General features: G+C 40.2%; 26 protein-coding genes. 17 read left to right on the top strand and 9 right to left on the bottom strand.

Going from position 1 to position 25,220, the window contains the following annotated elements; translation table 11 throughout:
* Positions 1–670: 670 nt before the first annotated feature.
* Entirely contained in the window at positions 671–3,820 is a 3,150-nt protein-coding gene (locus tag VOI46_RS09580) for an efflux RND transporter permease subunit (protein ID WP_004588901.1), read from the bottom strand.
* Positions 3,817–4,998 carry an efflux RND transporter periplasmic adaptor subunit gene (locus VOI46_RS09575; protein WP_004588902.1) on the bottom strand — a complete coding sequence of 394 codons (1,182 nt, stop codon included), beginning with the start codon at positions 4,996–4,998 and terminating at the stop codon, positions 3,817–3,819. The genes VOI46_RS09580 and VOI46_RS09575 overlap by 4 nt, the downstream gene beginning before the upstream one ends.
* Before the next feature lie 169 nt (positions 4,999–5,167).
* Between VOI46_RS09575 and VOI46_RS09570 the strand changes: the two genes are divergently transcribed.
* Positions 5,168–5,431, top strand: coding sequence for a YkgJ family cysteine cluster protein (locus VOI46_RS09570; protein ID WP_039972411.1), 264 nt, complete (start codon positions 5,168–5,170; stop codon positions 5,429–5,431).
* A gap of 285 nt (positions 5,432–5,716) precedes the next feature.
* Entirely contained in the window at positions 5,717–6,691 is a 975-nt protein-coding gene (locus VOI46_RS09565; RefSeq protein WP_324737988.1) for an IS110 family transposase, read from the top strand.
* Between the two features lie 498 nt (positions 6,692–7,189).
* On the opposite strand, the gene VOI46_RS09560 is transcribed toward VOI46_RS09565, so the two are convergent.
* Positions 7,190–9,043: a TonB-dependent receptor gene (locus VOI46_RS09560; protein WP_004587571.1), complete on the bottom strand. Its 1,854-nt coding sequence runs from the start codon at positions 9,041–9,043 to the stop codon at positions 7,190–7,192.
* A 176-nt stretch (positions 9,044–9,219) separates the two neighbouring features.
* On the opposite strand from VOI46_RS09560, the gene VOI46_RS09555 reads away from it, so the two are divergent.
* Entirely contained in the window at positions 9,220–9,708 is a 489-nt protein-coding gene (locus tag VOI46_RS09555) for a peptide-methionine (S)-S-oxide reductase (RefSeq protein ID WP_004587570.1), read from the top strand.
* A gap of 123 nt (positions 9,709–9,831) precedes the next feature.
* Here the strand turns inward: VOI46_RS09555 and sbcB are convergent, their stop codons facing one another.
* Positions 9,832–11,283 (bottom strand): exodeoxyribonuclease I, encoded by a 1,452-nt coding sequence (sbcB, locus tag VOI46_RS09550; protein WP_004587569.1) that lies wholly within the window; start codon positions 11,281–11,283, stop codon positions 9,832–9,834.
* Between the two features lie 138 nt (positions 11,284–11,421).
* Here sbcB and VOI46_RS09545 point away from each other — a divergent pair, with 138 nt between their 5' ends.
* The 6 genes from VOI46_RS09545 (at position 11,422) to VOI46_RS09520 (ending at position 16,612) form a co-directional block, all read left to right on the top strand.
* Positions 11,422–12,642: a tyrosine-type recombinase/integrase gene (locus VOI46_RS09545; RefSeq protein WP_324737987.1), complete on the top strand. Its 1,221-nt coding sequence runs from the start codon at positions 11,422–11,424 to the stop codon at positions 12,640–12,642.
* Positions 12,643–12,649: 7 nt separating this feature from the next.
* Positions 12,650–13,192 (top strand): hypothetical protein, encoded by a 543-nt coding sequence (locus VOI46_RS09540; RefSeq protein ID WP_149592036.1) that lies wholly within the window; start codon positions 12,650–12,652, stop codon positions 13,190–13,192.
* Positions 13,193–13,460: 268 nt separating this feature from the next.
* On the top strand, positions 13,461–13,655 hold the full coding sequence (locus tag VOI46_RS09535; RefSeq protein ID WP_282338241.1) for a hypothetical protein: 195 nt from the start codon (positions 13,461–13,463) through the stop codon (positions 13,653–13,655).
* Positions 13,656–14,111 carry a type II toxin-antitoxin system YhaV family toxin gene (locus VOI46_RS09530; RefSeq protein ID WP_282338240.1) on the top strand — a complete coding sequence of 152 codons (456 nt, stop codon included), beginning with the start codon at positions 13,656–13,658 and terminating at the stop codon, positions 14,109–14,111. It abuts the gene before it with no gap.
* Between the two features lie 749 nt (positions 14,112–14,860).
* A complete protein-coding gene (gene ltrA, locus VOI46_RS09525) occupies positions 14,861–16,135 on the top strand; it encodes a group II intron reverse transcriptase/maturase (RefSeq protein ID WP_324737986.1) in 1,275 nt (424 codons plus the stop codon).
* A 162-nt stretch (positions 16,136–16,297) separates the two neighbouring features.
* On the top strand, positions 16,298–16,612 hold the full coding sequence (locus tag VOI46_RS09520) for a hypothetical protein (protein WP_324737985.1): 315 nt from the start codon (positions 16,298–16,300) through the stop codon (positions 16,610–16,612).
* 48 nt (positions 16,613–16,660) lie between these two features.
* Here the strand turns inward: VOI46_RS09520 and VOI46_RS09515 are convergent, their stop codons facing one another.
* From VOI46_RS09515 to VOI46_RS09500, 4 genes are all read right to left on the bottom strand, one after another.
* Entirely contained in the window at positions 16,661–17,062 is a 402-nt protein-coding gene (locus tag VOI46_RS09515) for a hypothetical protein (protein WP_282338237.1), read from the bottom strand.
* Positions 17,052–17,390, bottom strand: a complete 339-nt coding sequence (locus tag VOI46_RS09510) for a hypothetical protein (RefSeq protein ID WP_282338236.1) — start codon at positions 17,388–17,390, stop codon at positions 17,052–17,054. Before VOI46_RS09510 ends, VOI46_RS09515 begins: the two co-directional genes overlap by 11 nt.
* A 152-nt stretch (positions 17,391–17,542) precedes the next feature.
* The gene (locus VOI46_RS09505; protein ID WP_324737984.1) at positions 17,543–18,361 is read right to left on the bottom strand and encodes a hypothetical protein; all 819 of its coding nucleotides are present in this window, start codon (positions 18,359–18,361) and stop codon (positions 17,543–17,545) included.
* Between the two features lie 35 nt (positions 18,362–18,396).
* Positions 18,397–19,017 carry an XRE family transcriptional regulator gene (locus VOI46_RS09500; RefSeq protein ID WP_004587559.1) on the bottom strand — a complete coding sequence of 207 codons (621 nt, stop codon included), beginning with the start codon at positions 19,015–19,017 and terminating at the stop codon, positions 18,397–18,399.
* A gap of 187 nt (positions 19,018–19,204) precedes the next feature.
* On the opposite strand from VOI46_RS09500, the gene VOI46_RS09495 reads away from it, so the two are divergent.
* The 3 genes from VOI46_RS09495 to VOI46_RS09485 are packed head-to-tail and all read left to right on the top strand — an operon-like array spanning position 19,205 to position 19,966.
* Positions 19,205–19,423: a YdaS family helix-turn-helix protein gene (locus VOI46_RS09495; RefSeq protein WP_004587558.1), complete on the top strand. Its 219-nt coding sequence runs from the start codon at positions 19,205–19,207 to the stop codon at positions 19,421–19,423.
* On the top strand, positions 19,420–19,713 hold the full coding sequence (locus VOI46_RS09490; RefSeq protein WP_324737983.1) for a hypothetical protein: 294 nt from the start codon (positions 19,420–19,422) through the stop codon (positions 19,711–19,713). Before VOI46_RS09495 ends, VOI46_RS09490 begins: the two co-directional genes overlap by 4 nt.
* Before the next feature lie 10 nt (positions 19,714–19,723).
* Complete coding sequence (locus VOI46_RS09485; protein WP_282338230.1) at positions 19,724–19,966, top strand: hypothetical protein; 243 nt, start codon at positions 19,724–19,726, stop codon at positions 19,964–19,966.
* Here VOI46_RS09485 and VOI46_RS09480 read toward each other — a convergent pair.
* On the bottom strand, positions 19,953–20,222 hold the full coding sequence (locus VOI46_RS09480) for a hypothetical protein (RefSeq protein ID WP_282338229.1): 270 nt from the start codon (positions 20,220–20,222) through the stop codon (positions 19,953–19,955). The genes VOI46_RS09485 and VOI46_RS09480 overlap by 14 nt on opposite strands.
* A 97-nt stretch (positions 20,223–20,319) precedes the next feature.
* Between VOI46_RS09480 and VOI46_RS09475 the strand changes: the two genes are divergently transcribed.
* The 5 genes from VOI46_RS09475 to VOI46_RS09455 all read left to right on the top strand — a co-directional run bounded on the left by VOI46_RS09475 (position 20,320) and on the right by VOI46_RS09455 (position 25,215).
* On the top strand, positions 20,320–20,733 hold the full coding sequence (locus tag VOI46_RS09475) for a hypothetical protein (protein WP_282338228.1): 414 nt from the start codon (positions 20,320–20,322) through the stop codon (positions 20,731–20,733).
* Positions 20,734–20,742: 9 nt separating this feature from the next.
* Entirely contained in the window at positions 20,743–21,339 is a 597-nt protein-coding gene (locus VOI46_RS09470) for an SAM-dependent methyltransferase (protein ID WP_282338227.1), read from the top strand.
* Between the two features lie 19 nt (positions 21,340–21,358).
* Positions 21,359–21,634, top strand: a complete 276-nt coding sequence (locus VOI46_RS09465) for a hypothetical protein (protein WP_282338226.1) — start codon at positions 21,359–21,361, stop codon at positions 21,632–21,634.
* A gap of 4 nt (positions 21,635–21,638) precedes the next feature.
* Positions 21,639–24,200, top strand: a complete 2,562-nt coding sequence (locus VOI46_RS09460) for a replication endonuclease (RefSeq protein ID WP_282338225.1) — start codon at positions 21,639–21,641, stop codon at positions 24,198–24,200.
* A gap of 361 nt (positions 24,201–24,561) precedes the next feature.
* The gene (locus tag VOI46_RS09455) at positions 24,562–25,215 is read left to right on the top strand and encodes a hypothetical protein (protein WP_282338223.1); all 654 of its coding nucleotides are present in this window, start codon (positions 24,562–24,564) and stop codon (positions 25,213–25,215) included.
* Positions 25,216–25,220 lie beyond the last annotated feature (5 nt).

Genomic DNA, 25,220 nt, shown 5'->3' with positions numbered 1-25,220 from the left:
TTTAAGCGGATAGCAGTATGTTTAGGTGTTTTAAATTTACGTGTATAGGGCGTGTTGATCTTTGCGGATTGAGATTTGTTCAATCTAGGGGCGATCAAATCGCGGCGCGAGGTTTGTAACCTAGTGGGCTCGATAACTGCTCCTGCGTTATTCTAATGACTTACATCCCTGTAAGAATAAGTAAAAACCGAGCAAAGATTCCGCGTCCTGCTCACGCCCCTTACCTACATCCATGTAGGCAACAAAGAGTTTATCGCCCCTAGGCAGAACCCAAAGGGCAGCGTATGTTTGGCATTTATGCTACGTTATCGCCTATTTATGGGGAGTAACCACACTTCATAGGCTCTGCCTTGCCTAAAAACCAAACATACTGCTGCAAATTCAAACGCCAAAGGTCAACACGCCCACGTTATTAGAGCTAAGTGGAGGGCACTTAACTGACAAGCGGCTCAAAACCATTGCGGTGTGAGCTTAATGCTAAGCAATAAAATTATAATGCGTTAGCGATGCTTTAAATTGAGGGCGCATAATACGCTGATATCATTAAAATAATTACCCATAATTTATTTGAAACACTTTATAAAAACTATTAATAATGAAGTGCAATATTTAGGCAATAAAAAGCTCGGCGTATTAGGTCGAGCTTTAATGGTTGGGAGAGAAACTTTAATTATTTGGCAGTGGGTGTCGGTTGAACACTTATAGGCTGCGATTTACCAAGTAGCTTACGGGTAAGGCGCTTAGCGTCTTCTAGTGCTACGTATTGGCAAGGTATAAGTATTAAAGTAATTACCGTGGCAAATAGCACACCAAAGGCCAGCGATACCGCCATAGGAATAACTATTTTAGCCTGTAAGCTGGTTTCCATAATAATTGGCATTACCCCAATAAATGTAGTGATTGAAGTGAGCAATATAGCTCTAAAGCGCTTTGCACCGGCTTGCATAACGGCCTGTTTTACGGCCATGCCTTCTGCGCGTGCTTTATTTACAAAATCAACCATTACGAGGGAGTCGTTTACGACTATGCCCGCTACCGCAATAATGCCAAACATAGATAGCCCGCTCATGGTCATACCTAATATTACGTGACCAAACATTGCACCTACTACACCAAATGGAATAACCGACATAATAATAAGCGGCTGCGAGTAAGAGCGAAGCGGAATGGCCAATAAGGCAAATATAATCATCAACGATATAGCAAAGTCGCGTAACTGCTCATCGGCACTGTCCATTTCTTCTTGTACGCGCCCAGCCACATTACTTTTAACGCCTGGGTAGCTTTTAAGCAGTGAAGGTAAATAGGTATCGCGAATTTCTTGTGCAATAGCAAACGGCTCAACTTGGTCAGTATTTACTGCTGCCCACACATTAACAGTACGGTTTGAATTTTCACGGCGAATACGGTTTACACCATCTACTAGCCTAACTTCGGCTACTTCGCTTAACGGTACTTCTGCGCCGGTTGGGGTAATAATACGCGCATTTTGAATGTTGCTAATTGAGTTACGCTCGCTTTCTGGGTAGCGTATCATTACTTTAATTTCTTCGCCTTCGCGTAAAATACGCTGTGCTTCTAATCCGTAGTAACTAAAGCTTACTTGCGATGCAACGTCGGCAAGTGTAAGTCCCATGCTGTAGGCCAGAGGTTTTAAATCAAGCTGTACTTCGTCGGTGGCACTTTGCAGTGAGTCGTTTACATCGCCTACACCTTCCATGCTTTGTAGTTTAGCTTTTAATTTACCAGCGACTTCTTTTAGCTCATCGGCATCTTTGCCTTGTAGCCTAAAACTTACGTCGCCGTCATCACGTCCGCCGCTAAAAATATTATCTTGAATATTAAGCGTTTTAACACCTGGAAGCGGGGGCATTTGTTCGCGCCACAAAGTGCTTAATGCAAAGGTGTCGATAGGGCGCAAGTGTGGCTCTACTAAAATAGCCATAATGTTTGCTTGAGTACGCCCACGTAAGCTTACCGATAAATCGCGGATCATGCTTTGGCCGTATTGCTCTTCAAGCTCTTTATCTACTTTGAGTAATACATCTTCTATTTTACGGGCCGTTTCAAGGGTGGCTTGCTCCGAAGAGGCCAGGTTCATTTCAAGCGTAATACGCGGAAAATCATGCGGTATTTTAGGGTTAGGCACAAATTTAACTAAGCCGCCTGCAAACATACCTGCACTGACTATTAATATACATAAAAAGCCAATAATTACGGTATAACGATAATGTATACAATGACCTATAAAAGGCGTGTAATAGTTTTGTACAAAATGTTTTAAGCCACTATCAACCACATTACGCAGTTTATGTAATGGGTTTTTAGGGTTAGGTTTACGTGGGTTCATGGCTGCAATATGCGCAGGTAATATTAGCTTTGATTCAATCAGCGAGAAAATCAAACACAATATAATAACCACACCAATGGCTTTAGAAAACGCAGCGCCTGGGCCCGATGCCATAGCTTGCGGTAAAAACGCCGCGATAGTGGTTAAAACCCCAAAAGTGGCAGGCATTGCAACGCGCTTAACTCCGCGAATGACATTATCAAGGCTATGGCCGTGTTTTTCTATTTCGGCACTGGCAGACTCACCCACGACTATGGCATCGTCGACCACAATGCCGAGAACAATAATAAAGGCAAATAACGACACCATGTTTATGGTGATGTCTAAAAAGCCAATTGGCATAAACAAAAAGGCACCTAGAAAAGACACCGGTAAGCCCATCATTACCCAAAAAGCTAAACGCAGCGGTAAAAACAGTGCCAGCACTATCATTACTAAAATACCGCCCCATACCATGTTGTCGATCATCATATCGAGTCGACCTTCAAGGTAGTAAGTTAAATCAACAATAGGGGAGAGCTTTACGCCTTGTGGAAGCTTTGATTGTGTTTCTGCCATGTAGCCCTTAAGAATTTTAGCTACATCGGTAATGTCTTGATCTTTAGAGGCATCTACTTCAAACGTGAGTGAGTTTTTACCGTTATATTTAGAGTAAAGTAAGCCTTCTTCAAAGCCATCATTAATCGTCGCTACATCGCCTAAGTTAATCTGTGCGCCATCGGCAAGCGTTATAAGCGGAAGCTTTGCAAATTCACCACCACGGTAGGCTTGTTTTTCAACACGCATTGAAATATAGCCAGTGTCAGAGCGAATTTGCCCTGCCGACATATTGGTAGAAAAATTTTGCACTGCACTTGATACATCTCTAAAAGTCAGGCCATATTCACGTAGTTTGTCGGGGCTTATCTCTATGCCTATTTCGTAATCTAGGCCACTGTAAAAGTCGACTAAATTAACGCCAGGCAAGGCGAGTAGTTCATCTTTTATGTCGTTACCTAGCTCTTTAAGCTGGTAGTAACTCATGTCGCCATAAAGCGCGAGGATCATCACCTCTTGCTGAAATTTTTCTCGTTGAATAACGGGGCGTTCCATTCCTGCCGGAAAGGTATTGATAGAATCAACTTGCGCTTTTATTTCGTCTAGGGCTTCTTGTAGGTCGTATTTTTCTTCTATTTCTACCCACGCTTGCGCATAACCTCGGTTAGAGTAAGTGATTAAACGTTTTATACCCTCGGTACCCTCAAGGTTTTCTTCAATTTTTATGGTTATGCCTTCTTCAACCTCTTGCGGGGCTGCGCCTGGGTATACCGCTTGAATACTCACCCAGTTACTTTCAAACTGCGGAAATGCCTGTTTACGAATTGTCAGTGCTGTTAAAAGCCCGCCAATTAGGATAAAAATCATGATGAGGTTTGCCGCCACTGGATTACGTGCAAACCAAGCAATTAAGCCTTTTTCTGAGGTACTCATGGTGTATCCTCTTTAAGTGCTAATTGAGTCACATCGCTTTTAGGCTCAGTGCCTTCCAGCTTAACCGCCATGCCTTCTGTTGGGTATTCAAGGGCAGAGGTAATAAGTTGCTCACCACTGTTTAAGCCTTGGTCCGCAATCACCATACCGTTTTGTTCACGTACAATATTAAGCGTTTTAAAACTCAGGGTGTGATCGTCGTTTAAAATAGCAATTTTGTTATTTTTAACTAAATGGTGCGGCACTATAATCGCGTTATCAAGCGCGCGGCCTTTTATGGTGGCATTTATATAAGAGCCAAAACGCAGTGGTTTGGTGTTATCAGCATATGGGGTGGGCAGCTGAGCAACTAAATAACTCATACGGCTGGTTTGATCTACCACACCTTCACTACGTACCACCTTGGCTTGCCATGTTGTTTGCTTGCCGGCAAATTCAGCGTTAAGCGTAACCAATGCGCCAATACCGCCGTTATCTAAGTATTGCAGCTCTTTATCTGCAACTGGTAAACGTACCTCTGCAACTGAGGTAGCGCTTAGCTCGCCAAACTTGCTACCCGCACTAACCACTGAGCCTAAGCTAATGGTGCGTTGATTTATTATAGCGTCGTAAGGGGCTTTGATGTACGTGCGTTCTAAATTACGTTTAGTGCGTTTTACACGGGCTTGGGCAGAGCGAAAGTTTGCCATTTTTTCTGCAAGTTGTGGTTTACGTAAATAAAGCTCCGATGCAATTGCATCGCTTGAGTCTGATTTAATACGTTCCCATTCGGCTTTAGCTACGTGAGCTTGCGCGCGTTCTATTTCGAGCGCTGAACTTGCTTGGGCAAGGCCTGCTTCGGCCTCAATTAAATCAGCCTCGTAATCATTTGGATCAATTCGTGCTAAAATATCGCCTTGCTTAACAAACGCGCCTTCAACAAATTGTTCGGCTACTGAAATAACTTGCCCGCTTACTTGTGCAACCAGTTCTGTACGGTCTTTAGGTTTTACTACGCCGTACGATTTAACATCGAGCGTTATTGCATCAATGTTCACGTTTTGCGCAGCAACAAGTGGGCGAGTGTCTTGCTCTGGTTTTTCTTCTGGTGGCGTTTTCATGGCTGAAAGGCCAAAAGCGAGTGCAATCCCGGCTGCTAAAACCGCGACTGGTAATAAAATTTGTTTTTTAGTAGCCACAAGGCATTCCTTCATATATTTGGTGACAAGGCAATAATACGCAATAAAGTGTTTACAAGGCGTTTTAAGATGTAACAAAGCATTACATATGTGTATTACAGATAAATAATGGGCTAGGCAGGGTGTTAATTTAAATACAGAGGCCTAGCTTTAACTAACAGAGGTATTTATGAAAACAGAGCCTATGGCATGTCGCTTAGGCTGCGGCGCATGTTGCATTGCCCCAAGTATTAGCTCGCCAATACCCGGTATGCCAAACGGTAAAAAAGCCGGAGAGCGTTGTATTCAGCTTGATGAGAACAATTTATGTAAACTATTTGGCGATGAAAGCCGCCCTAAAGTATGTAGCGATTTTAGCGCCACATTTGATGTATGTGGGTCAACTAATGCAGAGGCTCTAGCGCTTATTACCAAACTTGAGCAGTTAACCTAGCTTACGGGGTTAATACACATATATTTACATTTATCTATTACTGAGTAATTTTTTAAGTAATTAAAAGCTGCGCTTTTCACGCGAGCAAGCTCTGCGTCTTGTATCTCTCGTTGATAAATGATTAGCTATCATTTATCACATCGAAGTCAGTGAGCTTGCCTGTGCGTCTAGTATTTAATACTGCTCCGTAGATAAAGCCCTGACTTTCTATTCTCACAAACTGAATGGTATCCAAGCACACTTTTATTTAAGTAGATGCTGTATGTACAAGGGGAGTAAGTAGAGATGATGTTTATCGGCATTGATATTAGTAAAGAGAAGATTGATTTATCGTGGTTGAGAGACCAGCTTACAAACAAGATTAAAACAAAAGTCTTCAAAAACAAGCATCAAGACTTTTTAGAAATAGAAAAATGGCTTTTAAATACAACTAAAAGCACTGCTAGTGAACTCGTTATCACACTTGAACCAACGGGTGTTTATCATGAAGCACTGATGTATTTTTTACACGAGCAAGGCTTTAATATTATTTTAGCGAATCCTGGTAAAGCTAAAAAGTATGCTGACGCGTTAAATATAATTCATAAAACAGATAAATCTGATGCAACGATGCTTGCCCATTACGGCTGTGCAAAGCACGCAGTCGTTGATTATTGGCAACCTGAAGCGCTAGAAGTTAGAGAGCTTAAAGCCCTTATTCGTCGTTTAGATGCGCTTGAGAGTAACCGACAACGAGAAGCTAACCGATTAGATGCAAGTGAATTTAGCAACGTTTCAGCACGTGTTTGCCAACCGATAAAAGTGACTATCGCGTTTTTAGATGACGAAATTAAACAGCTTAAATCTGATATTGATAACCACATAGATAATGAGCCTGATTTAAAAAGAAACAGGAAACTACTAGAGTCTATACCTGGCATTGGGCCCGTACTATCGAGAGAGCTGACGTATTTGTTTGCGGCTAAAAAATTTAATAAAGCCAAAGAAGCAGCAGCTTATTGTGGGTTAATTCCACGGCATAATGAATCGGGTAAATTAAAAGGGCGAACATCAATCAGTAAACTTGGGCCAGCCAGAATTCGATGCAAACTCTATATGGCAGCTATTGTCGCTGGGCAGTGGAATAAAACAATAAAACGACACAAGTTAACATTAATAAATAACGGTAAAACACCGATGCAAACTGTGTGTGCGAATATGAGAAAGCTCATCCATATATGTTTTGGTGTAATAAAAAACCAAGAAGCGTTTAAGCTCTAAGTAAGTTAAGTACGACCTTGAAGCTTAAAATGAGAGATGGTATCTACTGCAAATGTGTAGATATATGGTTGTTTTGTAGACGTAAAGCTTGCTTTCGTGACAGGCAAAGCCTGTAAAAGTGGTTTATTCACAAAGAGTTTAAGAGGCGCGGCGCTTTTATAGGAAGAGATTAATTTTAATTAATAGTTGGTTTGTATTTTCTCATTTACTGCCTATTCGTTTATTTTTGTGCAACTTTTTAGCTTTGCTTTATATAAAAACGCGCTGCTTTTACTGGCTTAAGGCCATAAAGTGAGTAACTCACAAAGAGGGCAAGAGGCGCGGTGCTTTTAGAGGAAGAGATTAATTTTAAGCAGTAGTTGGTTTGTGTTTTCTCATTTACTCCTCATTCGCTTCTCTTTGTGCAATATTTTTTGCATAAAAACTATGCTTTTGTATCAATAAACACAGCGTTTACAAACCAAAGTTTAAATTGAGTTTGTAAACGCCGCTTTAATTTTACCAACTATACGTTGCGCTTAATGTATATTGTTCACCGCGCCCTGGTGTACCAGGTATTTCTTCAAACGACTCATCCCATAAGTTATCTGCCGCTAAAGTAATAAATAAATTGCGTAACTGAGGCGGAGTAATTTTAAGCGTGAGTTGGGTAAAAAGCGCGTTGTCATTGCCGTTTCTAAGTGCATTTTTGTGTTGTGTACGCCATTCGTTATCTATTCTAAATTCTAAAATATCAGTTGGGTTGTACACAGCGCCAAGTGTTAAACGGTGATCGGGGAAGTTTAACGCGTAAAAACTGGCATCAATATCGGCTGCGCCGTAGTTCTCTGATTTATGTAAATAGGTGTAGCTAGCAATAAGTTTTGCTGTATCAAAGTGCTTAGTCGCTAAAAACTCAACCCCTGCAGTATCAATATCAACGGGGTTTGCAAAGCGCGCCGAGGTAGAATCAAAATTAAAGGTCCAGTCGGTTAAGTTATTATCTTTTCGATAAAAAATAGCCGAGTTTAACTGCCAGCTTTGCTCTTCAAGTAATAAACCTAGCTCTAAGTTTGAAGTGGTTTCGCGCTCAAGGTTGTAGTTACTTCTAAATAACCCGCCAGAATCGCTACCGCCAATGGCTGTATAGCCTGCAACTTGACTCGCCTGCGCGTACGATAAATAAAGGCTTTGCGCTGTGCCGTCATTATTTTGGATATTTAAGGTTATATCACCAATGGCTGATACTTCAGCATCATCACGGTTTGTATCGTCATACGCAGCCCCTAAACGAAATATAAGCTGTTGATTAGCCTTTAGCGCCATTGTGTATTGGGGCAATACGCTCAGCTTATAATATTTTCGTGAGGTAAAGTTGTTTTCAAGTGTGGTTGATTCAATCGAGTCATCAATAAATTGTGCTGAGTAATTGATTGCAAATGCATTGCTTTGTGCATGGCGGCCCGAAAGAGCAAGCGACTTAACCTCACTTTTATGAAACGCTTCGAATGCACTTGGGTTTTCGCGCGAGTAAATATAGTGATCGTCATGGGTGCGGTAATACGCCGATACTTCAAAATTACTGTTTTTAGCGTAGGTTTGCTTGTGATTAAGCATCCAAAGGCGGGTTTCTAAATCTTCAGTTTCGTTAACGCCAAAAGGGGTATACAAGTTAGGCCAGCCAAAAAACTTATCTTGCGAGCCATAAAATAAATCGGTTTGGCTATTCTCACTTGCCAATTGCACGCGAGCTGAGGCGCGCGAAAAGTCATGGTCACCATTATCAATAGTGCCATCACTTTGCGAGTGAGAATATTCACCTTCAAAACCTAAGGTATAGCCAGCTAAGCTATCAAGTTGTGTGTTTTTAGCTGCGTGAATACTTTGAAGATTAAAGTCATTCGTACCAGTACCAAGCGATACACTACCGCCAGTAATAATCGGTTTCCAACCAAACGAAACCGTACCTACAGAGCTGTTCATACCGTATAGTGCATTATCAGCACCGGTTAAAACTGCTGGGCCGCTTAGCATTTGCGGTGCAATGGGAATTTCAGCAAAATAATGACCAGATTGCGGGTCAAGCAGGGTAGCACTGCCTACTTTAAAGCCGGTGTTTTCAAAAATACCGCCACGAATAGTTACATCAGCTTGTGCCTCAGCCATATTTCGTGATTGAAGATCTACACGCGGATCGTATTCTAAATTAGAAATAGGCGAGTCAAATGTACCTACAGGCAGTTTATTCGCAGTAGGCGAAGCCTCCACTGTTATTTGCTCGATTGAAGACTCATCAGATAACGTATTAGCATAAGCAAATGGAGTAACGCTGCATAATAGTGCAGGCAATATAATGTATGGTGTGCGGTTCATGTGTTTCTCATCGTTTTTTATTTGTAGCTGCGGTTACAATTAATTTCAAAGCTTATATTTGGGCATGATAAAATAGCTAAATGTAACAGCAGTCATTTTGTGCGCGATTGTACATTAATTTGTTAATATCTGCATTTGATAACCATTCACACTTTTCTCATCAGGTAACATTTATAATGGATACTAAAGAACATAATACTATTTACTTTGCTGGTGGCTGCCTGTGGGGCGTACAAGAGTTTATGAAACATTTACCAGGTGTTGTTAGCACACAGGCAGGGCGCGCTAATGGTACAACTAAAACCACTGCTGGCGACTACGATGGTTATGCAGAATGCGTAAAGGTAATTTTTGACCTAAACGCCGTTAGCCTAAATAAACTCTTTGACTACTTTTTTGAAATTATTGACCCATATAGCATTAATAAACAAGGGGATGACGTAGGCCCTAAATACCGCACTGCTATTTACAGCAAAAACCAAAGCCATTTAGAGGCAGCAAACAGCTATATCAAAAAGCGCAGCGATGCCGATAAAATTGCTGTACAGGTAGAGCCGCTAACTAATTACGTACCAAGCGATCCTGAGCATCAAGACCGTTTAACCAACCACCCAAATGACTATTGCCATATACCTTTTGAGTTATTGTATAAGTATAAAGCATAAACTTGGTGTGTAACGTTATGTAAGTCACTAGAAGTTCTCCTTCTCGCGTAAGTAATTAGCGCCACAAGATGAATTTAGCTCAGTGTACTTTACCTATACTCATACAAACAAACTTAAACCAAATTACATGCTTTGCGCGTAGTTATACAAAGCCTTTAAGATGGTGAGGTTTTTTTCGCTGTCGTCGTGCTCATGGGCCAAGTTTTCAAGGGTGATCATAAAATCTTGTGCACTAATTGAGGGTTGATCTTCTCCGTGCATTAACTTGTTTTGGCAATACTGACGCCATTGGTCAAGCTCTTGCTGGTTGAGCGTTTCAGGCCAGTTTCGCGCGCGGTATCTAAACAGTAATGTATTGAATTTTTTATCTTCAAAATCTAAACTTAAGCCCGCTAGCTCGTCTGGTTTAGCATCGAGGATAATCGCAAATTTAGCTTTGTCGGCATGGCTTGTAAAGCCATCGTAAAGTAAGTAATCAACGTTAGTGGTCGCGCTGTAATCGCCTTTTTCATTAAACACTTCGGTTACTTTATCGCGAAGCTCGGTATTGGCTTTTAAAATAGCTAAATTAGCGAGGCATTGCTCGCGGTCAATGCCTAAACGGGCTGCGTTTTCAGGCAATAACGTTTTAGCAGGCGCTAAAATAGGGCACTTGTTTAAATGCACCAGCTTTAAACCAACAGGTAAATCACCCTCGGCTAAATCAACGCGTTTGGTGTATAAACGTTTACGTAGTTCTTCTACGTTTAAATCAAGCAATACTTGCGGGTTTTGGGTTAAATCAAAACATATAACGGCGTTTTTATTTACCGGATGAAAGCTCATGGGCGCTACCCACGTAGTACAGCCCTGCGTTGCAGGAATACGCGATGATGTGTGTACCAGCGGCGTCATGTTAAATACATCAACTAACTCACCAAGCGCTTTCTTATTACGCAGCCCAAAAAAGAAATTATAAAGCTTTGGTTGTTTTTCTTTTATAAGTTTAGCCAGTGCAATAGTGGCAGTTACATCGCTTAGCGCATCGTGCGCAGCGGCGTGTTCAATGCCATTAGCTACCGTTAAATGTTCAAGCTTAAAGCTTGGGCTGCCATCTTCTTTTAACGGCCATTCAATGCCCTCAGGGCGCAGCGCATAACATGCACGTACTAAATCAATAATATCCCAGCGGCTGTTATTATTTTTATATTCGCGCTCGTACGGGTCGTAAAAGTTACGATAAAAGCTATAACGGCTTACTTCGTCATCAAAGCGAATACTGTTATAACCAGCAACACAGGTGTTTGGCGCACTAAATTCAGCGTGAATTTTGGCTATAAACTCAGCCTCAACCAAACCTTTTTGCATCGCCACTTGTGGCGTAATACCCGTAATTAAACATGCCTCAGGGTGAGGCAAGTAATCCGCTTGCGGCTTACAATATTCAATAAGCGGCTCGCCAATTATATTTAAATCAAGATCGGTACGAATTCCCGCAAACTGGCTCGGCTTATCTTTTTGAGGGCTCGCCCCCCAGGTCTCATAATCGTGCCAATAGATTGTCGCTTGATTCTCTTGATAGCTTTCATTATTCATTCTATGTCTTAGCCCTTTATATTTACGGGTTATTAGCGCTACTCAGTTTCTTTTTGTATTTTTGAGTTTCTTGTAATTGACGCATTGTGTGTATAGTATCGTGTATAAATTTTTTGCTAACTGTGTATAAAAAATTAAATGGCAATCAGTGACACCAAATTAAGAAAGCTGCTAGGTAAAAATCAAACACCGTGCGTATTATCGCATAGAGATAGTTTAAGTGTAAGGGTATCAGCTAAGGGGACTATCACTTGGCAATACCGTTGTCGTGTCGATGCTAAGCAGGTAATTATTACGCTAGGGCGTTATCCTGGGTTAAGCATAAAAGAAGCACAAGACTACATACCGCTGTTTCAAAATTGGTTGAGCCAAGATAAAGACCCACGCCTAGAGCTTAAGCTTATGCGTAACAATGCCAAGGGCCTGCCTACAATGGCAGAAGTTGCTGCAACGTGGCTAGATAAAAAAGTACCTGACCTAAAAGAAAAAACACAAATTTTATACGCAAACCAAGTCAGTAAATGGATTGTACCAATACTTAATGATAAAAATACGCCGCTTGATTTAATGACCATTAAAGATTGGATAACATATTTTGATGAAGTAAAAGCACAAGGCAGTGCTAAAACAGCCGGTACTATACTAGTACGTATTAAGTCGATTATTGGTTGGGCTGAAAAGCGAGGGGAAGTAAAACCATTTAACCCTGTGCTCACATTAAATGTAAATGATATCGGTGAACAAGCATCGGTTGGCCAACGAGTTATGCGCTTTGATGAAATTGCAAAGCTTTGGATACAAATAGAAAGCTCAAAAGCCACCCCAGCTACTAAAGCATGCCTACAACTAATTTATATAACAGGGGCTCGCCAATCAGAGGTTCGTTTAGCAAAGTGGGAGCATTTTGACTTTGAAAATGGCATTTGGACAGTACCGCCCGAAAACTCAAAAACAAATAAAGCTATCCGTAGGCCAATTTCAGCTAAGATGAAAAGCATACTAGATACGCTTGCGATGGTGTATGGGCGAAAAGGTTACCTAATACCAGGTGGTAATCCACACAAACCAATGACCACCCACAGTATTAATCGTTATTGCTGTCGAATGTGGGATCACTTGTTTGAAAAATATAAAATGCCCAAGTTTCTACCGCACGATGCTCGTCGTTCGTTATCAACATTGCTGAGTGAAAATGGTGTAGCGCCGCATGTAACCGAAAAAATGTTAGGCCATACAATGCGAGGAGTAATGGCTGTATACAACAAACATGATTGGATAAAAGAACAGGCCGAAGGTTACGAGCTCTATTGCCAGCTTATTGAAGATGCTATTTTAGAATCACTCAATAATAAAGGATAAAATTAGAATGGAAGAAAGCAAAGAAATCATTAAATTTGTTTTTGATTGGAGCACATTTATTGCGTGCTTAGCGTTTTTTGTTGCTGTACATCAAGCTTGGATTAGCCGTAAGCATAATAAGTTGTCCGTTCAACCATTAATTTATGACTTTATGGAGGAGGGTGATAAATGCTTCACATACTCAATCAGAAATAAAGGTCATGGTGTGGCTAAAATTGAGTCTTTTAAATACTACTGGGCAGGTCAAGAAATAACTGACGAAGAGCTAAGAAATAAAGTAAATCCATATATTAAGCATAAAGATCATCTTAAAATAATTAACCTTGGCAGTGATTTCGGCATGTCAAATGACGAAATATTTAAATTGATAGATTTAACAGTAGTTTCAGACGTATCAAGCGACATACCAACAGATAGGTTTAAAAAGATAATTAATCTAATTGTTACTAATTGCAGGGTCAAAATTGAATATAAATCGTTATATAACGAAGAGTTTTCATTCGAGACCAGTACATCAGCTATTGATTTAAATTTATATAAAGAAGAATAAAATCAGCTGTGTAAATACATTGGTCATCAAATATTGAATGGAATCATAAACTGACCTTTGATATCTACAGTTATCACCGTTGTCTCTTATAGTCTCCTAGTGTCTCTTGCTGTTTTGAGAGCCAATATGCTACTATTTGGTTGTGGGTACAGTTAATGACACTCAGAGGTTTGGTTGTGGGTACAGTTAATGGGCTCCCAACAATGTAATTAATAGGCTTTTTATTAAACTAAAATGGCTTTTATTTATAGCTAAGAATGGAGCTGTAATGAAAAATCAAGTTATCCAATTAAGCGAAGTAAAAAAAGAGAATGCAGCAACAGAGCAGTTTTTAAACTTGCTCGATGTTGACATTAAAGCAGGAAATGTAAAAAAAATTCCTGATTCTGTATTTGATCGCATCGCTGCAATTAAGCACAAAGCACTTGTTGCACGTCAAAACAACGAATTAATAGAGATGTAAATGTACTGGGAAAAGTATTGGCATACTGTATTTGAGAATAGATACACGGAGGTATTGGATCAGGTCGAACGCGAAGCCAAAAAAGACCCAGAACACTTTTACGAATCTGCAATCTACAAATTATTTGAATGTGTTACAGATTGCATAGAAAATCGCATATTTATAGATCCTCAAGCACCAGCTTTTATACTGGGCAATACGTTAGGTAAAAGTAACCGGGATTGGCGAAGAGCCAAAAAGGGCATGCCTAATCGATATCGTTTGTTTTTTAAGTTTTCGAGTACAAATAAAGTAATAGTTCTAGCTTGGTTTAATGACCAGTCAACGCTTCGTAAAGAAGGTAGTAAAACAGATGTTTACGAAGTTTTCAAAAAAATGCTATTAAAAGGGGCAATACCCAGTAGTATTGATGAGCTGATAGAGCAATCAACAGAGTTTAATAAACAAGCCCGCTAATAGCGGGTTTTTTTGTTTGCCCAGCGAAGCTGGCAAACCCGATAGGCTGAAAGATGCCTTATCACCCCGACTAAGGGGAAGATAATCTGAATGGCAAGGGCGTCACTGGCCAACGGTGGGGTCTGAAGGAAGCCATAAGAAGTTAGAGGTACACAACTAACCGTAACCTGTTTCGGCAGTATTGGTGGGTCAGCGTGAAAAATAGCGCAACGCCCTATACTTAGTCAGACCAATGCTGTGCTTGAGGGTGGAATTTCTAACAGGGAGCCAGTGCAGTAACTGGGGAAGCCTGGCATCTAAACTTAGTGTAAATAAGTGGCCTAAACTCAAGGGGAAACCCAAGGTTTAACGTCGGTGTGAGGTGGCAGATGAACCCGTAGTAGTGAATAAGGCTAGGCCGATGAAAGCCAGTAATGGTGTGGAGGACAAAACCAAGCCGACTATCAGCAGAATGTTTGATAGGGTCAATTTCAACCAAAAGTTTTAATTGATTGCGAAGGGGGGAAGTATTCTTTAAGTGTATGAAAATCAGGAATATCGGCGTATAGGCTCACATGTATTTCGACGGAAATAGGCAAAAGATGACGGCTAAGCAGGAATGTGGACGCTGAGAATTGAAGGCCGAGCACGGGAGTAATGACTGACCACTTAGGCAGATTGCCATTCGGCTAGCACACCTAATGTCATCATGAAGAACCCGACTATACATCAATGTGAAACGACAGACATACCGCAAGCAAAGGCAATTGATGACAGTTTACTACAGCTTGTATGGGCAATTATTAGATATTAATAACCTGTACAAGGGATTCAAAAAAGTGAAAGCAGCGAAAGGAGCAGCCGGAATAGATGGGCAGTCCATAGCCACGTTCGCCTTGAATTTAGAAGAAAACTTGAAACAACTGCAACGTGAACTGCACACCAAGCAGTATCGGGCGCAGCCAGTCAAACGGATAGAAATACCGAAAGGCGATGGCGGCGTGAGATTGCTGGGTATACCAACAGTTCGCGACCGCATAGTACAACAGACACTATTGAACATTCTCCAGCCGATCTTCGACATCGACTTTCATCCATCAAGTTATGGGTACAGGCCGACACGAAGCTGCCATGATGCCATCAGTAAAGCGACGGTATTTATTCGTAAATATCACCGTGAGTGGGTGGTTGATATGGATCTGTCGAAGTGCTTTGACCTACTTGATCACGATTTGATTATTAGCAGCGTCAAACGCAAAGTGACAGACGGTAGCCTTTTAAAGCTGCTCGATCAGTTCTTAAAAAGTGGGGTAATGATAGGTAATCACTGGGAAGCGAGTGAGCAAGGAAGTCCACAAGGTGGGGTTATCAGTCCATTGTTGGCGAATATCTACCTAGATGCGTTTGATCAAGAAATGAAAAAGCGACATCACAGAATAGTGAGGTACGCCGACGACATTTTGATCTTATGCTGCACAGAAACAGCAGCCAAGAATGCACTCACTGTAGCAACCCATCTACTTGAAAAAGACTTGAAGTTAACAGTCAACCAAAAGAAAACCCATATAGCGCATAGCAGTGAAGGGGTAAAGTTTTTGGGAGTGGAGATAGGCAGTAATTGGACACGGATCCAAGCCTCAAAACTCAAAGGCTTCAAACAAAAAGTTAAACGATTAACAAAACGAAATAGCGGCATGAACTTAGTTGAAGTAATAAAAAGACTAAACCCAGTGGTGCGTGGTTTTGTAAATTATTTCAGTATAGCCAATTGTAAACGGGTGCTAGAGGTGTTGGCGAGGTGGGTGAGACGACGATTAAGGGCAATTCAGTTAAGGTTGTGGAAAAATCCAGCGAGGTTGCATAAACGACTAAAACAGTTAGGGAAAAAGCCGCCATTTAAGTTCATCAAAATGAACTCATGGCGAAACTCTCTAAGTCCATTATCGAGTGTAGCGATGCCAAACCAATGGTTTGAAGAGCAAGGTTTATATTCAATGGAAAAAGTAAGTACAGGGTGGCTTGCTCAATCGGCGTTTAGAAAATAAGCCGAAGGAATAAAAGAATACAGGAGCCGTATACGAGGCCCGTACGTACGGTTCTGTGAGAGGGATGAGGCAAAAGCCTCACCCTACTCGATGTGAATAAATTTGATAAATTCATACCGTTAACTAAGCTAAACTCTCAATCAAAAATAAAAGAGAGTTTTCATGTATACAAAAACAGATATGAGTGGACTAAATAAATTACAGAAAAACCTAAGTGAACTAGGGAAACTAAATACAATTGCTATTGGTGATGTAATGACAAATGAGTTTATATCTCGCTATTCAAGTTACTCAAGTTTAGATGAGCTTGTTGATGCAAGTGGATTTGATGTTAATACTGCTGAAGATTTTAAAGCTATACCAGATGATGAGTGGGAAGCTTTTATTGTGGGGAACACTAGCTTTTCTTCTTGGAAAGAAATGCAGCACAAATCACATGAAGAATTTGTCCATAAAAAACTTACGAAAGATTCATAATTAAAACCCGCAAACGCGGGTTTATTTATACCAGGTTTTTATTGGTAATTAGCTAAACATATAACGTGCGGCGGCAAGGCCAAGGCCTACGGCAGAAAACACAATGCCAACGCCCCAAATGAGCATTTTAACTTGTAGTTGTGGGATCATGACTTTGATGTCGGTTAAATCTTTTTTAACCCCACCAATTTCAGAGCGGACGCTTTTAAACTCATTGTGTATCTCAGAGCGGACGCTTTTAAACTCGCTATTCATATCACTACGAATAGCTTTAAAATCTTCGCTGTGCCCTCTTAGCTCTGTTTTAATATCGAGAATGTCATTTTTAATATATTCAACGTCTGATTCGAGTTTTGCTATTCTGGTTTCCATATCACCACCACCGCCATTGCCTGATTTATTACGCATATTAGCACTGACTGTTGATAGATGTGTGATTTTAGCAGTCATTCTTTACCCCTTTAGCGGAGGCATCTAGCACTTCCTTGGTATGTTCGGTGTCGGCTGCATCTAAAATTATATTTGCATTGATAGATTGTTGAGTGCCGCAAGTAGTGCAAATTAATGTATAAGTAGGAAATGTAACTGATTCTAATGTATCACCTTGTTTTATATAGTGAGCTTTTTGTTGCGTGACTGCTAAAAGTTCGTCGTCTGCCGCTAAAAAACTAAGAACACCCGTTTTACAAATGGGGCAAGGTGCATCGTTAGTTAGCTTATTATAAATATCATTAACATAATCAACTTTAATATTAGCGTAATCGTATAAATCATTCATTTCATTATCCTTATTTTTTAAAGCGATTTACTCGTAAATATGACTTTGCCCAGTGACGTACAATTGCCGTTTATAGGGATTAGTTGTTCAGGCCATAAACCAGCAGTGGCTTTTAGGATATTGCGCCCGAGCTGCTGAATGCCCTAGTTTCTCTACTCGTTACCACTGGAGTAAATAGCTCTTCCTCCGTTACTTTTGTTTAGGTCATACAGAACCCATTCTTTTATAAGGTTTTCTTTTAACATTTGTCTTATATTATTAATATTAATGGGCCCACCATTATTTGCAATTAAGCATTGCCCGTATTCCCATTCATTGCCTAAAAAACCGATATCTGAAATAAAAGCGGTATAAACTTTATCATTTACATAGTAAACAAGTGCATACTTAAGAGTTTCATCGTGAATAAAACCATTAAATTTCCTATTTGATTTCCTTATAAGGGTTGATGAAAGGCCATATATAATATGTGGCTCTTCACATTTTATATATTTAGAATCACTTTCAATAATTATCTTAACCTTCAGAAACATTGTCTTATACTCTTTACCTTCCAAAGACAGTTTACTAAACGGAGGAATATCTACTTTAGTTGAAGAGTAAGCCGATAAAACAATTGGGTCTGTTAGTTTGATTAACGACACATGTTTGTTATCAGGCAGCTCAGCTAGAATTGATTTAACAATAAGTGGCTTATCTTTGCAATTGGTTAAAACAACAGAGCTAATATAACAGGGTCTAAAGCGTTCAGATTTTACAGTGTATGTTGCTTTTACTTTGTTACCTATTTTCTGATAGCCTAAATAGATAGTAAAGGAGGTGGCTAGAAGGAAAAAAATTGGCTTCAAGTATTTATCCATAATATGCAATATTGATTGTGAACCATCAAGAACAGATGGAAGTGCATCACTTAAAATCACCCCAACAAAAATTAACAGTATACAGACAAATATCATTTTTAAATTTTTCATATACATCCTTGTAATAGCTAAAAATATTATTAATTTTAAAGCGACTTACCCGTAAATATAACTTTTCCTACCAACGTGCAGTTGCCGTTTATTGGGATTAGTTGCTCTGGCCAGTTGGGGTTTGCGGCTTTTAGGAATTTATGGCCGTTTTCGATTATGAGCTGTTTAAAAGTGGCTTGGTTGTCGTCGTCTAGGCGGGCTACTACGTACGAACCGTGGATGCATTCCGCTTCAGGGTCTACAAAAATCAAATCACCTTCATCAAACTTTGGCTCCATGCTAATACCTTGCACCTTTAAAACAAAAGTTAGGTCGCTGCAATTAACCGGGCACATAAAACGTTCTGCGTCATACGCTTTAATCTCACTTATTTCTGACCAAGCACCGGCTTGAACCCAGCTGATAAGTGGGGCTGTGGCTTTAATTGATGGGCCTGCTGAAACATTGCTATTACTACCTTCACCGATACCAAACCGTAAATATTCAGGTGTGCATTGCAGTGCTCGTGCTAACGCTTCAATGTTGCGTGGGTTTTTAGTATCGCCTTTCTCTAATTTTTGTATTGAGTTCTGCGCCACACCTACTAACTCAGCTAATTGATACTGGGTTAAATCTAGAGCTTTCCTTAACTTTTTAACGCGGTCTGCAATATCCATATTATCTCCATAGGTTTTATTTTTAACACTTTAAGTGTGTTCTATAAAGATTATCACAACTTTAAGTGGTTTTGGTCAAATCGCTATTATTGGTTTTATTTTCAACAATACAACCAAAAGTGGTTTACAAACCAATAAAAGAGATTGTATTATAGAAAAAAGTGGTTAACAGTTATTGGAGATTAAAATGTCAGCCATAGATAAAGCAGTAAAAATAATTGGTGGGCAAACCAAGCTCGCTACAGTCCTAGGTACTAAGCAATCAGTTGTACATCACTGGGTTAGCCGTCACGGCCAAGCCCCAGCGAAATACATTCCGCGTATTTCAGAACTAACTAACGGTGAAATATCGGTAAACGATTTACTAGCCGATCATCAAAAAAGCAAAAAGGAAGATGCAGCATGAGCACTGAACAACAAATTATTTTATTAGATATTCATCCTGATGCTAAAGCTGTGCTGTTTGCACTACTGCAAGAAAACAACCAACTACGCACTGAGCTTGAAGAACAAAAAGACCGACTAGTTAGCACCGTTGAGGCATGCGAGGTATTGGGATGTGCGCGTAAAAAGTTTTGGATTTTGTCGAAATTGCCTGATTTTCCTAAATCAATTCAGTTTGGCAAAACTAATCATTATCGCTTAAACGAGCTAATTAAATTTAGAACGCATCACCAACAAAGCCAAGATAACTAGGAGTAGCTAGATGGCGACTGAAAAATTAACAAACGAGCAAGAACGAGAACTGAGTAAACAAAAGCAAAAGCTATTAGACGCAAAAATTGATTCGTTTATTAGCGATTCAGAAGACGACTTACTTTTACTAGTCAGTTTTCTAAGACGCTTGGAGGTAAAGCGCGACAAAGATGTAAATGGTCATAGCAATGCCCAATTCGTTGCCCTTTGTCGCGAGTGCGTATTAGCTATTAATAATACTAATCAATTATAGGTTTAAAACCGGTTCTGCGGCCGAGGTTTTCTACGCTTTTTTCTGTGAGGGTATAAATACCTTCATCTTTAAAATTATGTAAGTAACCAGTATGGAGTAAGTAAATTATTGTAGGTCGTAGTAAATCTCCGTGCTTGGAGTATAGGTGATCAAAAAGTTCTATTCCCATAGGGAATACTTTAGCAAGCTCGTTAATTATTGTTTCAGCGAGCTCATTAAATTGTTTTTTATTGGTTTCAGGGATTATTAAATCCATAGGTTTTTCCTCTTTGTTTTGGTTGGTTGTTTTTCGCACTTATAACTTACCAGAACAAAGGGGCTTTTTGAATTAAATATAGTGAGGTGAATAAGTTATGGCAAATGCAGCATTAGAAATTGCAAAAAATCGCGGTATTACAGACGCAAATAAACAGCCTGAAAAAACACAGTTAAAAGTTGTTGATGTAAAACCAACACCAAAAGGGCTTACTGAGATTAAAGGGCTTTTTAACAGCGATCGTCATACCGCTGAATATGTGTATACGCACTTGAGTAAACCGCAGCAAGTAATTGTGTGTTATTCGGCAGGTCTATCTAAAAGTGATTTGGAAAGGAGCTATCACCAATTTGACCGTGAAAAGCGCCTTAAAATTCATCAAGCTATTTTGCAGCTTCAAGAAATAGTAACCGCCTTTGTTGATGCTAATGCGATGACGCCAAGCCGTTTTTTACAAAAGCGAGATTTTAGCATTGCTAAAAATACTCAAAAAACAGAACAAGCACATTAAGGGCTGAGCATGAGTTCACGAAATCGCGGTACGGTTAGCAACAAAGACGATTACTACGTAACACCTCACTGGTTAATTAGTGAGTTTTTAGACGCAGTAAACCCAGCAAGCCCACAGGCTAAAACGCCACTTGATTTAGGTAACGACATACTCGACCCAAGCGCTGGCGGGTGTGATAAATACCCAATGAGTTACCCAGTTGTATTAAATACGCATGGTTATTTTAATGTTGAAAGTTGGGATATACGTATGGATAGCCGAGCCAGTAAAAAAGGGCACGACTTTTTAAGTTGTGAAGGCCAAGAGCAATACGACACAGTGATCACTAATCCACCGTTTAGTCTTTCTGAAGAATTTTTAAATAATGCGCTTACGTATGTTAAACCACACGGTTTAATAATCATGCTGCAACGCGTTAATTGGCTAGGTACACAAAAGCGTTTTGAAATGTGGCAAACCATGCCGCTACATTCTGTATTTGTTCACCACAAACGCCCAGGCTTTAATCCTGAAAAGCCAAGTAAAACCGACTCAATAGAATACGCCCACTTTGTATTTTGCAAAACGGCTAAAGAAAACCTCACACCAAACCTGTTTGTAATTTAACCCCCAAGGACTACTGAAAATGAACACTATCAAAGACCAAGATCTATCTAAAAAACAGTTAATACTCAATATTGTTTTACACGCAATTGAGCAAGCCAATTTTACTATTCGTCTTTTAAACAAACGCAGCACCGTACACATGCTAATGCAGTGCGAAGACACGTTGACTGATTTACTACCCATAGTAAAAATGATTGCTGACGACGATGTTAACTTTGAACGAGCATACAGCCTAATGAGCATTGCATTAAATGCCGTACAAATTGGTGGTGAACCAATGGAAATAGAGCTGTAACGCCGTGGCTAATCCTAAACTAATCGACCTTGAAACCCTTAGGCTATCTGGTATAGCTAAGGGTTTAATTTCGTCTATAAGCGATATTGATGACCGTAACTTTTTAGCGCGTGGTTTGCAGAGTGTGCCAGTGCCTTTACAAAGCCGAATGGCCCGTAAATACATTGACCGCTACAACCAAAAAAAGGCGGGTAGCCAATACCGCGCAAATACATGGCTGCGTCGCACTATTGCCAGGTTAAAACCGCGCTTTGGTGTGCTGTTTAGTATTACTCAAAATATGCCATTGCCATGGCATATTTTAAGCAGTATTGAAAAAACCAAAAAACACGCAGGCACACTCGCTATGGAGTGCGTGCAAATTACCCTAGATGTAAGCGAAGAGCACCAACGTTTAAGCTATGAAAAATTAGTTCGTGTAACGTATGAAGCCGTAAGCGATCATGCAAAGTCGTTTGGTGTGAACGTACCGTTTTATAGCATGCGTGAAGACAACCTACCGCAAGAATGCTTTGAAATTGCGTTGCTTAAAATGCAGTGCGATAAGTGGTGGGCTCGCCAACTAAAAACCCTACGTAAACAGTTTTTAGAATTACTAGAAATTGCTACCGGCCAAGTGGGTAAAGACCTTTACTACGACAAAAAAAGCCAAAAACCTAAACGCCGTGGTATTAGCCCGTATTCATCAAAACAAGCACAGCGCGAATTTAGCTTTGCTCAAGCCAGTGGCCGTCAGTTCCTAGAAATGATGGAACTACAAAGTAGTGACGGCGATGTAATTGACCTAATTGAAGCCGTAAAAAGCGGCATGGCAAACCCTGCTAACCGCCGCAACGAATTAATGTTACGCATCCGTGAAACCGAAGAGCTAGCCGACGAAATGGGCTATGTTGCTATGTTTTATACTATTACTTGCCCTGCGCGTTTTCATGCAAATGCAAGTACGTGGGACGGTTCAACCCCTAAAGATGCCCAAAACTATTTAACCACCACATGGGCAAGGGCACGTTCAAAGTTAAACCGCCGCGACCTTAAATACTTTGGTGTGCGCGTAGTTGAGCCGCACGCCGACGGATGCCCGCATTGGCACATGATGCTATTTATGCCAAAAAATAAGCTTCAAGAAATAAACGCTATTTTGCGTTGGTACTTTATTCAAGAAGACAAAAACGAGCTTTACGATCGTTACGGCCCAGAACTTACTCGAGTAAAAGTGTTTAACAAATTTGTAGATATAAACACCCACGGCACGCACATCAAAACCGTTGAGGCCTGTGTTAAATATCGTGCTCATACTGAGAAAACCCATTTATTCAAGCTGTATAAACAAAAGCGCAGTGATTGGGGCTTTGCAAAAAAGAAAGCCAATGAAGTTGCCATACAACGCAATAAAGAAGAAGCCGAAAAAGCCAAAGCTGAAAAAAGAGAACCTAAAAAGTTTAAGGCGAAAAATCACAAAGCACCTACCAAATTTTACCGCACATTTAGCCCACGCTTTGACGCTGTAAAGCTTGATAAAAGTAAGGGTAGTGCAGCGGCCTACATTGCTAAATACATAAGTAAAAATATAGATGGCTACATGCTCAGTGATCATATTGACGCTGACACAGGTGAAAACTTGCAAGAGCAGGCCAACCCCGTTTTAGCCTGGGCAAGTACATGGAATATTCGCCAGTTTCAATTTCAGGGTTCGCCAAGTGTAACCGTGTATCGAGAACTGCGCCGCATGCGTACCGCTGTAAAAGACGAAGTAATAGAGCCTATTCGCCACGCTGCCGACACTGCCAACTGGAAAGACTACGTAAAACTACAGGGTGGTATGTGTATTGGCCGCGCCGCTAACTTTAAATCAATGTATGAAGCCACCCCAATGGGTAACGACTACGCCGAAGTAGTACGCCGTATTAAGGGTGTTGTAACCAACATTGATTACAAAGCCGTGCTTACACGTTTGTTTAACAATGTGCATAACGTAACGGATGCAACAAGCTTAAAAACCCGCCTTATCGAATGGACAAGACAACTCAAAGGTACAGCAGAGAAAATTGCAGCTAAGGCTAGCACCAACGTCGGCGCAGCCGACCTATCTTGGTCTAGTGGTAATAACTGTACGCCTATAGCCGTCGGCTCTAGCGCGGAGTTAATACTTGATATGGTGGGGTGTGACAAAAAGGACATTGAAGAGGTTAAAAAGGATCTAATTGCAGGGAAAAGGATCGCGAGAAACGGCCATATTTACCAAGTCAAAGATGGCCAGTTACATGTATTAGACGAAAACGCCCAATTAAAACAAAACAAGCAACTCGATATTGAATACCGAGCAAAAACATTTGCCCAAAAATCGGGTAGCTGGCACGTAACAGAGGATCATTGGCAACAAGCCCGCGAACTTGTAAACCTTGCTTATCGTTATGCAGAGCTAGAAGGGCGCCAAGCGCTTAATACAACTACAGATGAAAACGGCCTAGTGACAATTGGTGATTGGGACTTAGTTACTTTAGTTAAACAAGGCAGTGCGTCAGCAATCAGCAGTAACGATTGGTGGTCACTGGATATGATGGCGTAGGAGAGAAAATGACTTTTCAAATTTCAAAAGTACTCATGCCAAAGGCATGTATTAGTTGCCAAGCGTTTTGCCCAAAGGGGTATGCAAAGGATCAGTACAGCCCGTTTATTACTAAATTCGATAAGCCAAAACCTAACGCCGACGTATTTGCAGTAACTAACAGACCACAACCAAAAAGTAGGAAATATTTGATACGATGACAATATTGGTGTTCTTGTATTAGCTAGATTGGTATTGAGCGGTGAAGCAACCACAATCAGTGATAATGATTGGTGGGCAATAGATTTAATGGCTTAAGTGTACACGTTAATTACTTAATTAGCGGGTACAGATAAGAGCTGCCAACAAATAAGGAATTGATATGAAAAAAGGGTTTGAAATAGCAGCTGATTTAACTGAAGTCGCAGTTAAAAGCCAGCTACTAACAGGAATAGCTAAAGATATACCTTACGTAAGTACGTTGCTTAAAGTATGGAATTTAAGTGACTCTATTAGAGACCGTATGTTTGCAGCCAAGGTAATGCGTTTTTTTGAATCACTTGATGATGTTACAGGTAAAAAACGTGAAGAAATGTCTGGCAAAATAAAGTATGTAAACCAAGATGATTTAAATAACGTTACCGATAAAATTTTATTTTGTATTGAATCAATAACTGATATTGATAAGGCAGAGTTTATAGCAAATTTATTTATAGCGTTTGTATATGAAAAGCTTAGTGAAAAAGACTTTCGTAGATGCATAGATATTATTCAAGTTACTTTTTTAGATGATTTAAAAGCTTTCGTCATTGCAGACTTTATAAAAGACTCAAATATAAAAGATAGAGACTTAATAGAACAAGGGTTAGAAAACTTAAAATCGTCTCCATTATTTAGTTCTTTTGTTCCCAGCCAAGCTCAATTTGGAGGAAGTTTAACTTCTAATAGACAAACTTTTAATAGAACTCCTATTGCAGATATATTTATTAAAGCATTTAATTTTGGACGAAATTATAGAGAATTTGAAGATTCATAATTAAC

The sequence above is a fragment of the Pseudoalteromonas sp. CuT4-3 genome, assembly GCF_035666335.1.
GTDB classification, from domain to species: domain Bacteria; phylum Pseudomonadota; class Gammaproteobacteria; order Enterobacterales; family Alteromonadaceae; genus Pseudoalteromonas; species Pseudoalteromonas atlantica.
The sequence above is the reverse complement of the archived record's forward strand: the minus strand, read 5'-3'. Positions and strand labels throughout refer to the sequence as shown.

Bases quoted from the DNA above. Each gene is read 5' to 3' on its own strand.
- VOI46_RS09580 (WP_004588901.1), bottom strand. From the start codon at position 3,820: ATGAGTACCTCAGAAAAAGGCTTAATTGCTTGGTTTGCACGTAATCCA.
- VOI46_RS09570 (WP_039972411.1), top strand. From the start codon at position 5,168: ATGAAAACAGAGCCTATGGCATGTCGCTTAGGCTGCGGCGCATGTTGC.
- VOI46_RS09565 (WP_324737988.1), top strand. From the start codon at position 5,717: ATGATGTTTATCGGCATTGATATTAGTAAAGAGAAGATTGATTTATCG.
- VOI46_RS09560 (WP_004587571.1), bottom strand. From the start codon at position 9,043: ATGAACCGCACACCATACATTATATTGCCTGCACTATTATGCAGCGTT.
- VOI46_RS09555 (WP_004587570.1), top strand. From the start codon at position 9,220: ATGGATACTAAAGAACATAATACTATTTACTTTGCTGGTGGCTGCCTG.
- sbcB (WP_004587569.1), bottom strand. From the start codon at position 11,283: ATGAATAATGAAAGCTATCAAGAGAATCAAGCGACAATCTATTGGCAC.
- VOI46_RS09545 (WP_324737987.1), top strand. From the start codon at position 11,422: ATGGCAATCAGTGACACCAAATTAAGAAAGCTGCTAGGTAAAAATCAA.
- VOI46_RS09540 (WP_149592036.1), top strand. From the start codon at position 12,650: ATGGAAGAAAGCAAAGAAATCATTAAATTTGTTTTTGATTGGAGCACA.
- VOI46_RS09535 (WP_282338241.1), top strand. From the start codon at position 13,461: ATGAAAAATCAAGTTATCCAATTAAGCGAAGTAAAAAAAGAGAATGCA.
- VOI46_RS09530 (WP_282338240.1), top strand. From the start codon at position 13,656: ATGTACTGGGAAAAGTATTGGCATACTGTATTTGAGAATAGATACACG.
- ltrA (WP_324737986.1), top strand. From the start codon at position 14,861: ATGACAGTTTACTACAGCTTGTATGGGCAATTATTAGATATTAATAAC.
- VOI46_RS09520 (WP_324737985.1), top strand. From the start codon at position 16,298: ATGTATACAAAAACAGATATGAGTGGACTAAATAAATTACAGAAAAAC.
- VOI46_RS09515 (WP_282338237.1), bottom strand. From the start codon at position 17,062: ATGACTGCTAAAATCACACATCTATCAACAGTCAGTGCTAATATGCGT.
- VOI46_RS09510 (WP_282338236.1), bottom strand. From the start codon at position 17,390: ATGAATGATTTATACGATTACGCTAATATTAAAGTTGATTATGTTAAT.
- VOI46_RS09505 (WP_324737984.1), bottom strand. From the start codon at position 18,361: ATGAAAAATTTAAAAATGATATTTGTCTGTATACTGTTAATTTTTGTT.
- VOI46_RS09500 (WP_004587559.1), bottom strand. From the start codon at position 19,017: ATGGATATTGCAGACCGCGTTAAAAAGTTAAGGAAAGCTCTAGATTTA.
- VOI46_RS09495 (WP_004587558.1), top strand. From the start codon at position 19,205: ATGTCAGCCATAGATAAAGCAGTAAAAATAATTGGTGGGCAAACCAAG.
- VOI46_RS09490 (WP_324737983.1), top strand. From the start codon at position 19,420: ATGAGCACTGAACAACAAATTATTTTATTAGATATTCATCCTGATGCT.
- VOI46_RS09485 (WP_282338230.1), top strand. From the start codon at position 19,724: ATGGCGACTGAAAAATTAACAAACGAGCAAGAACGAGAACTGAGTAAA.
- VOI46_RS09480 (WP_282338229.1), bottom strand. From the start codon at position 20,222: ATGGATTTAATAATCCCTGAAACCAATAAAAAACAATTTAATGAGCTC.
- VOI46_RS09475 (WP_282338228.1), top strand. From the start codon at position 20,320: ATGGCAAATGCAGCATTAGAAATTGCAAAAAATCGCGGTATTACAGAC.
- VOI46_RS09470 (WP_282338227.1), top strand. From the start codon at position 20,743: ATGAGTTCACGAAATCGCGGTACGGTTAGCAACAAAGACGATTACTAC.
- VOI46_RS09465 (WP_282338226.1), top strand. From the start codon at position 21,359: ATGAACACTATCAAAGACCAAGATCTATCTAAAAAACAGTTAATACTC.
- VOI46_RS09455 (WP_282338223.1), top strand. From the start codon at position 24,562: ATGAAAAAAGGGTTTGAAATAGCAGCTGATTTAACTGAAGTCGCAGTT.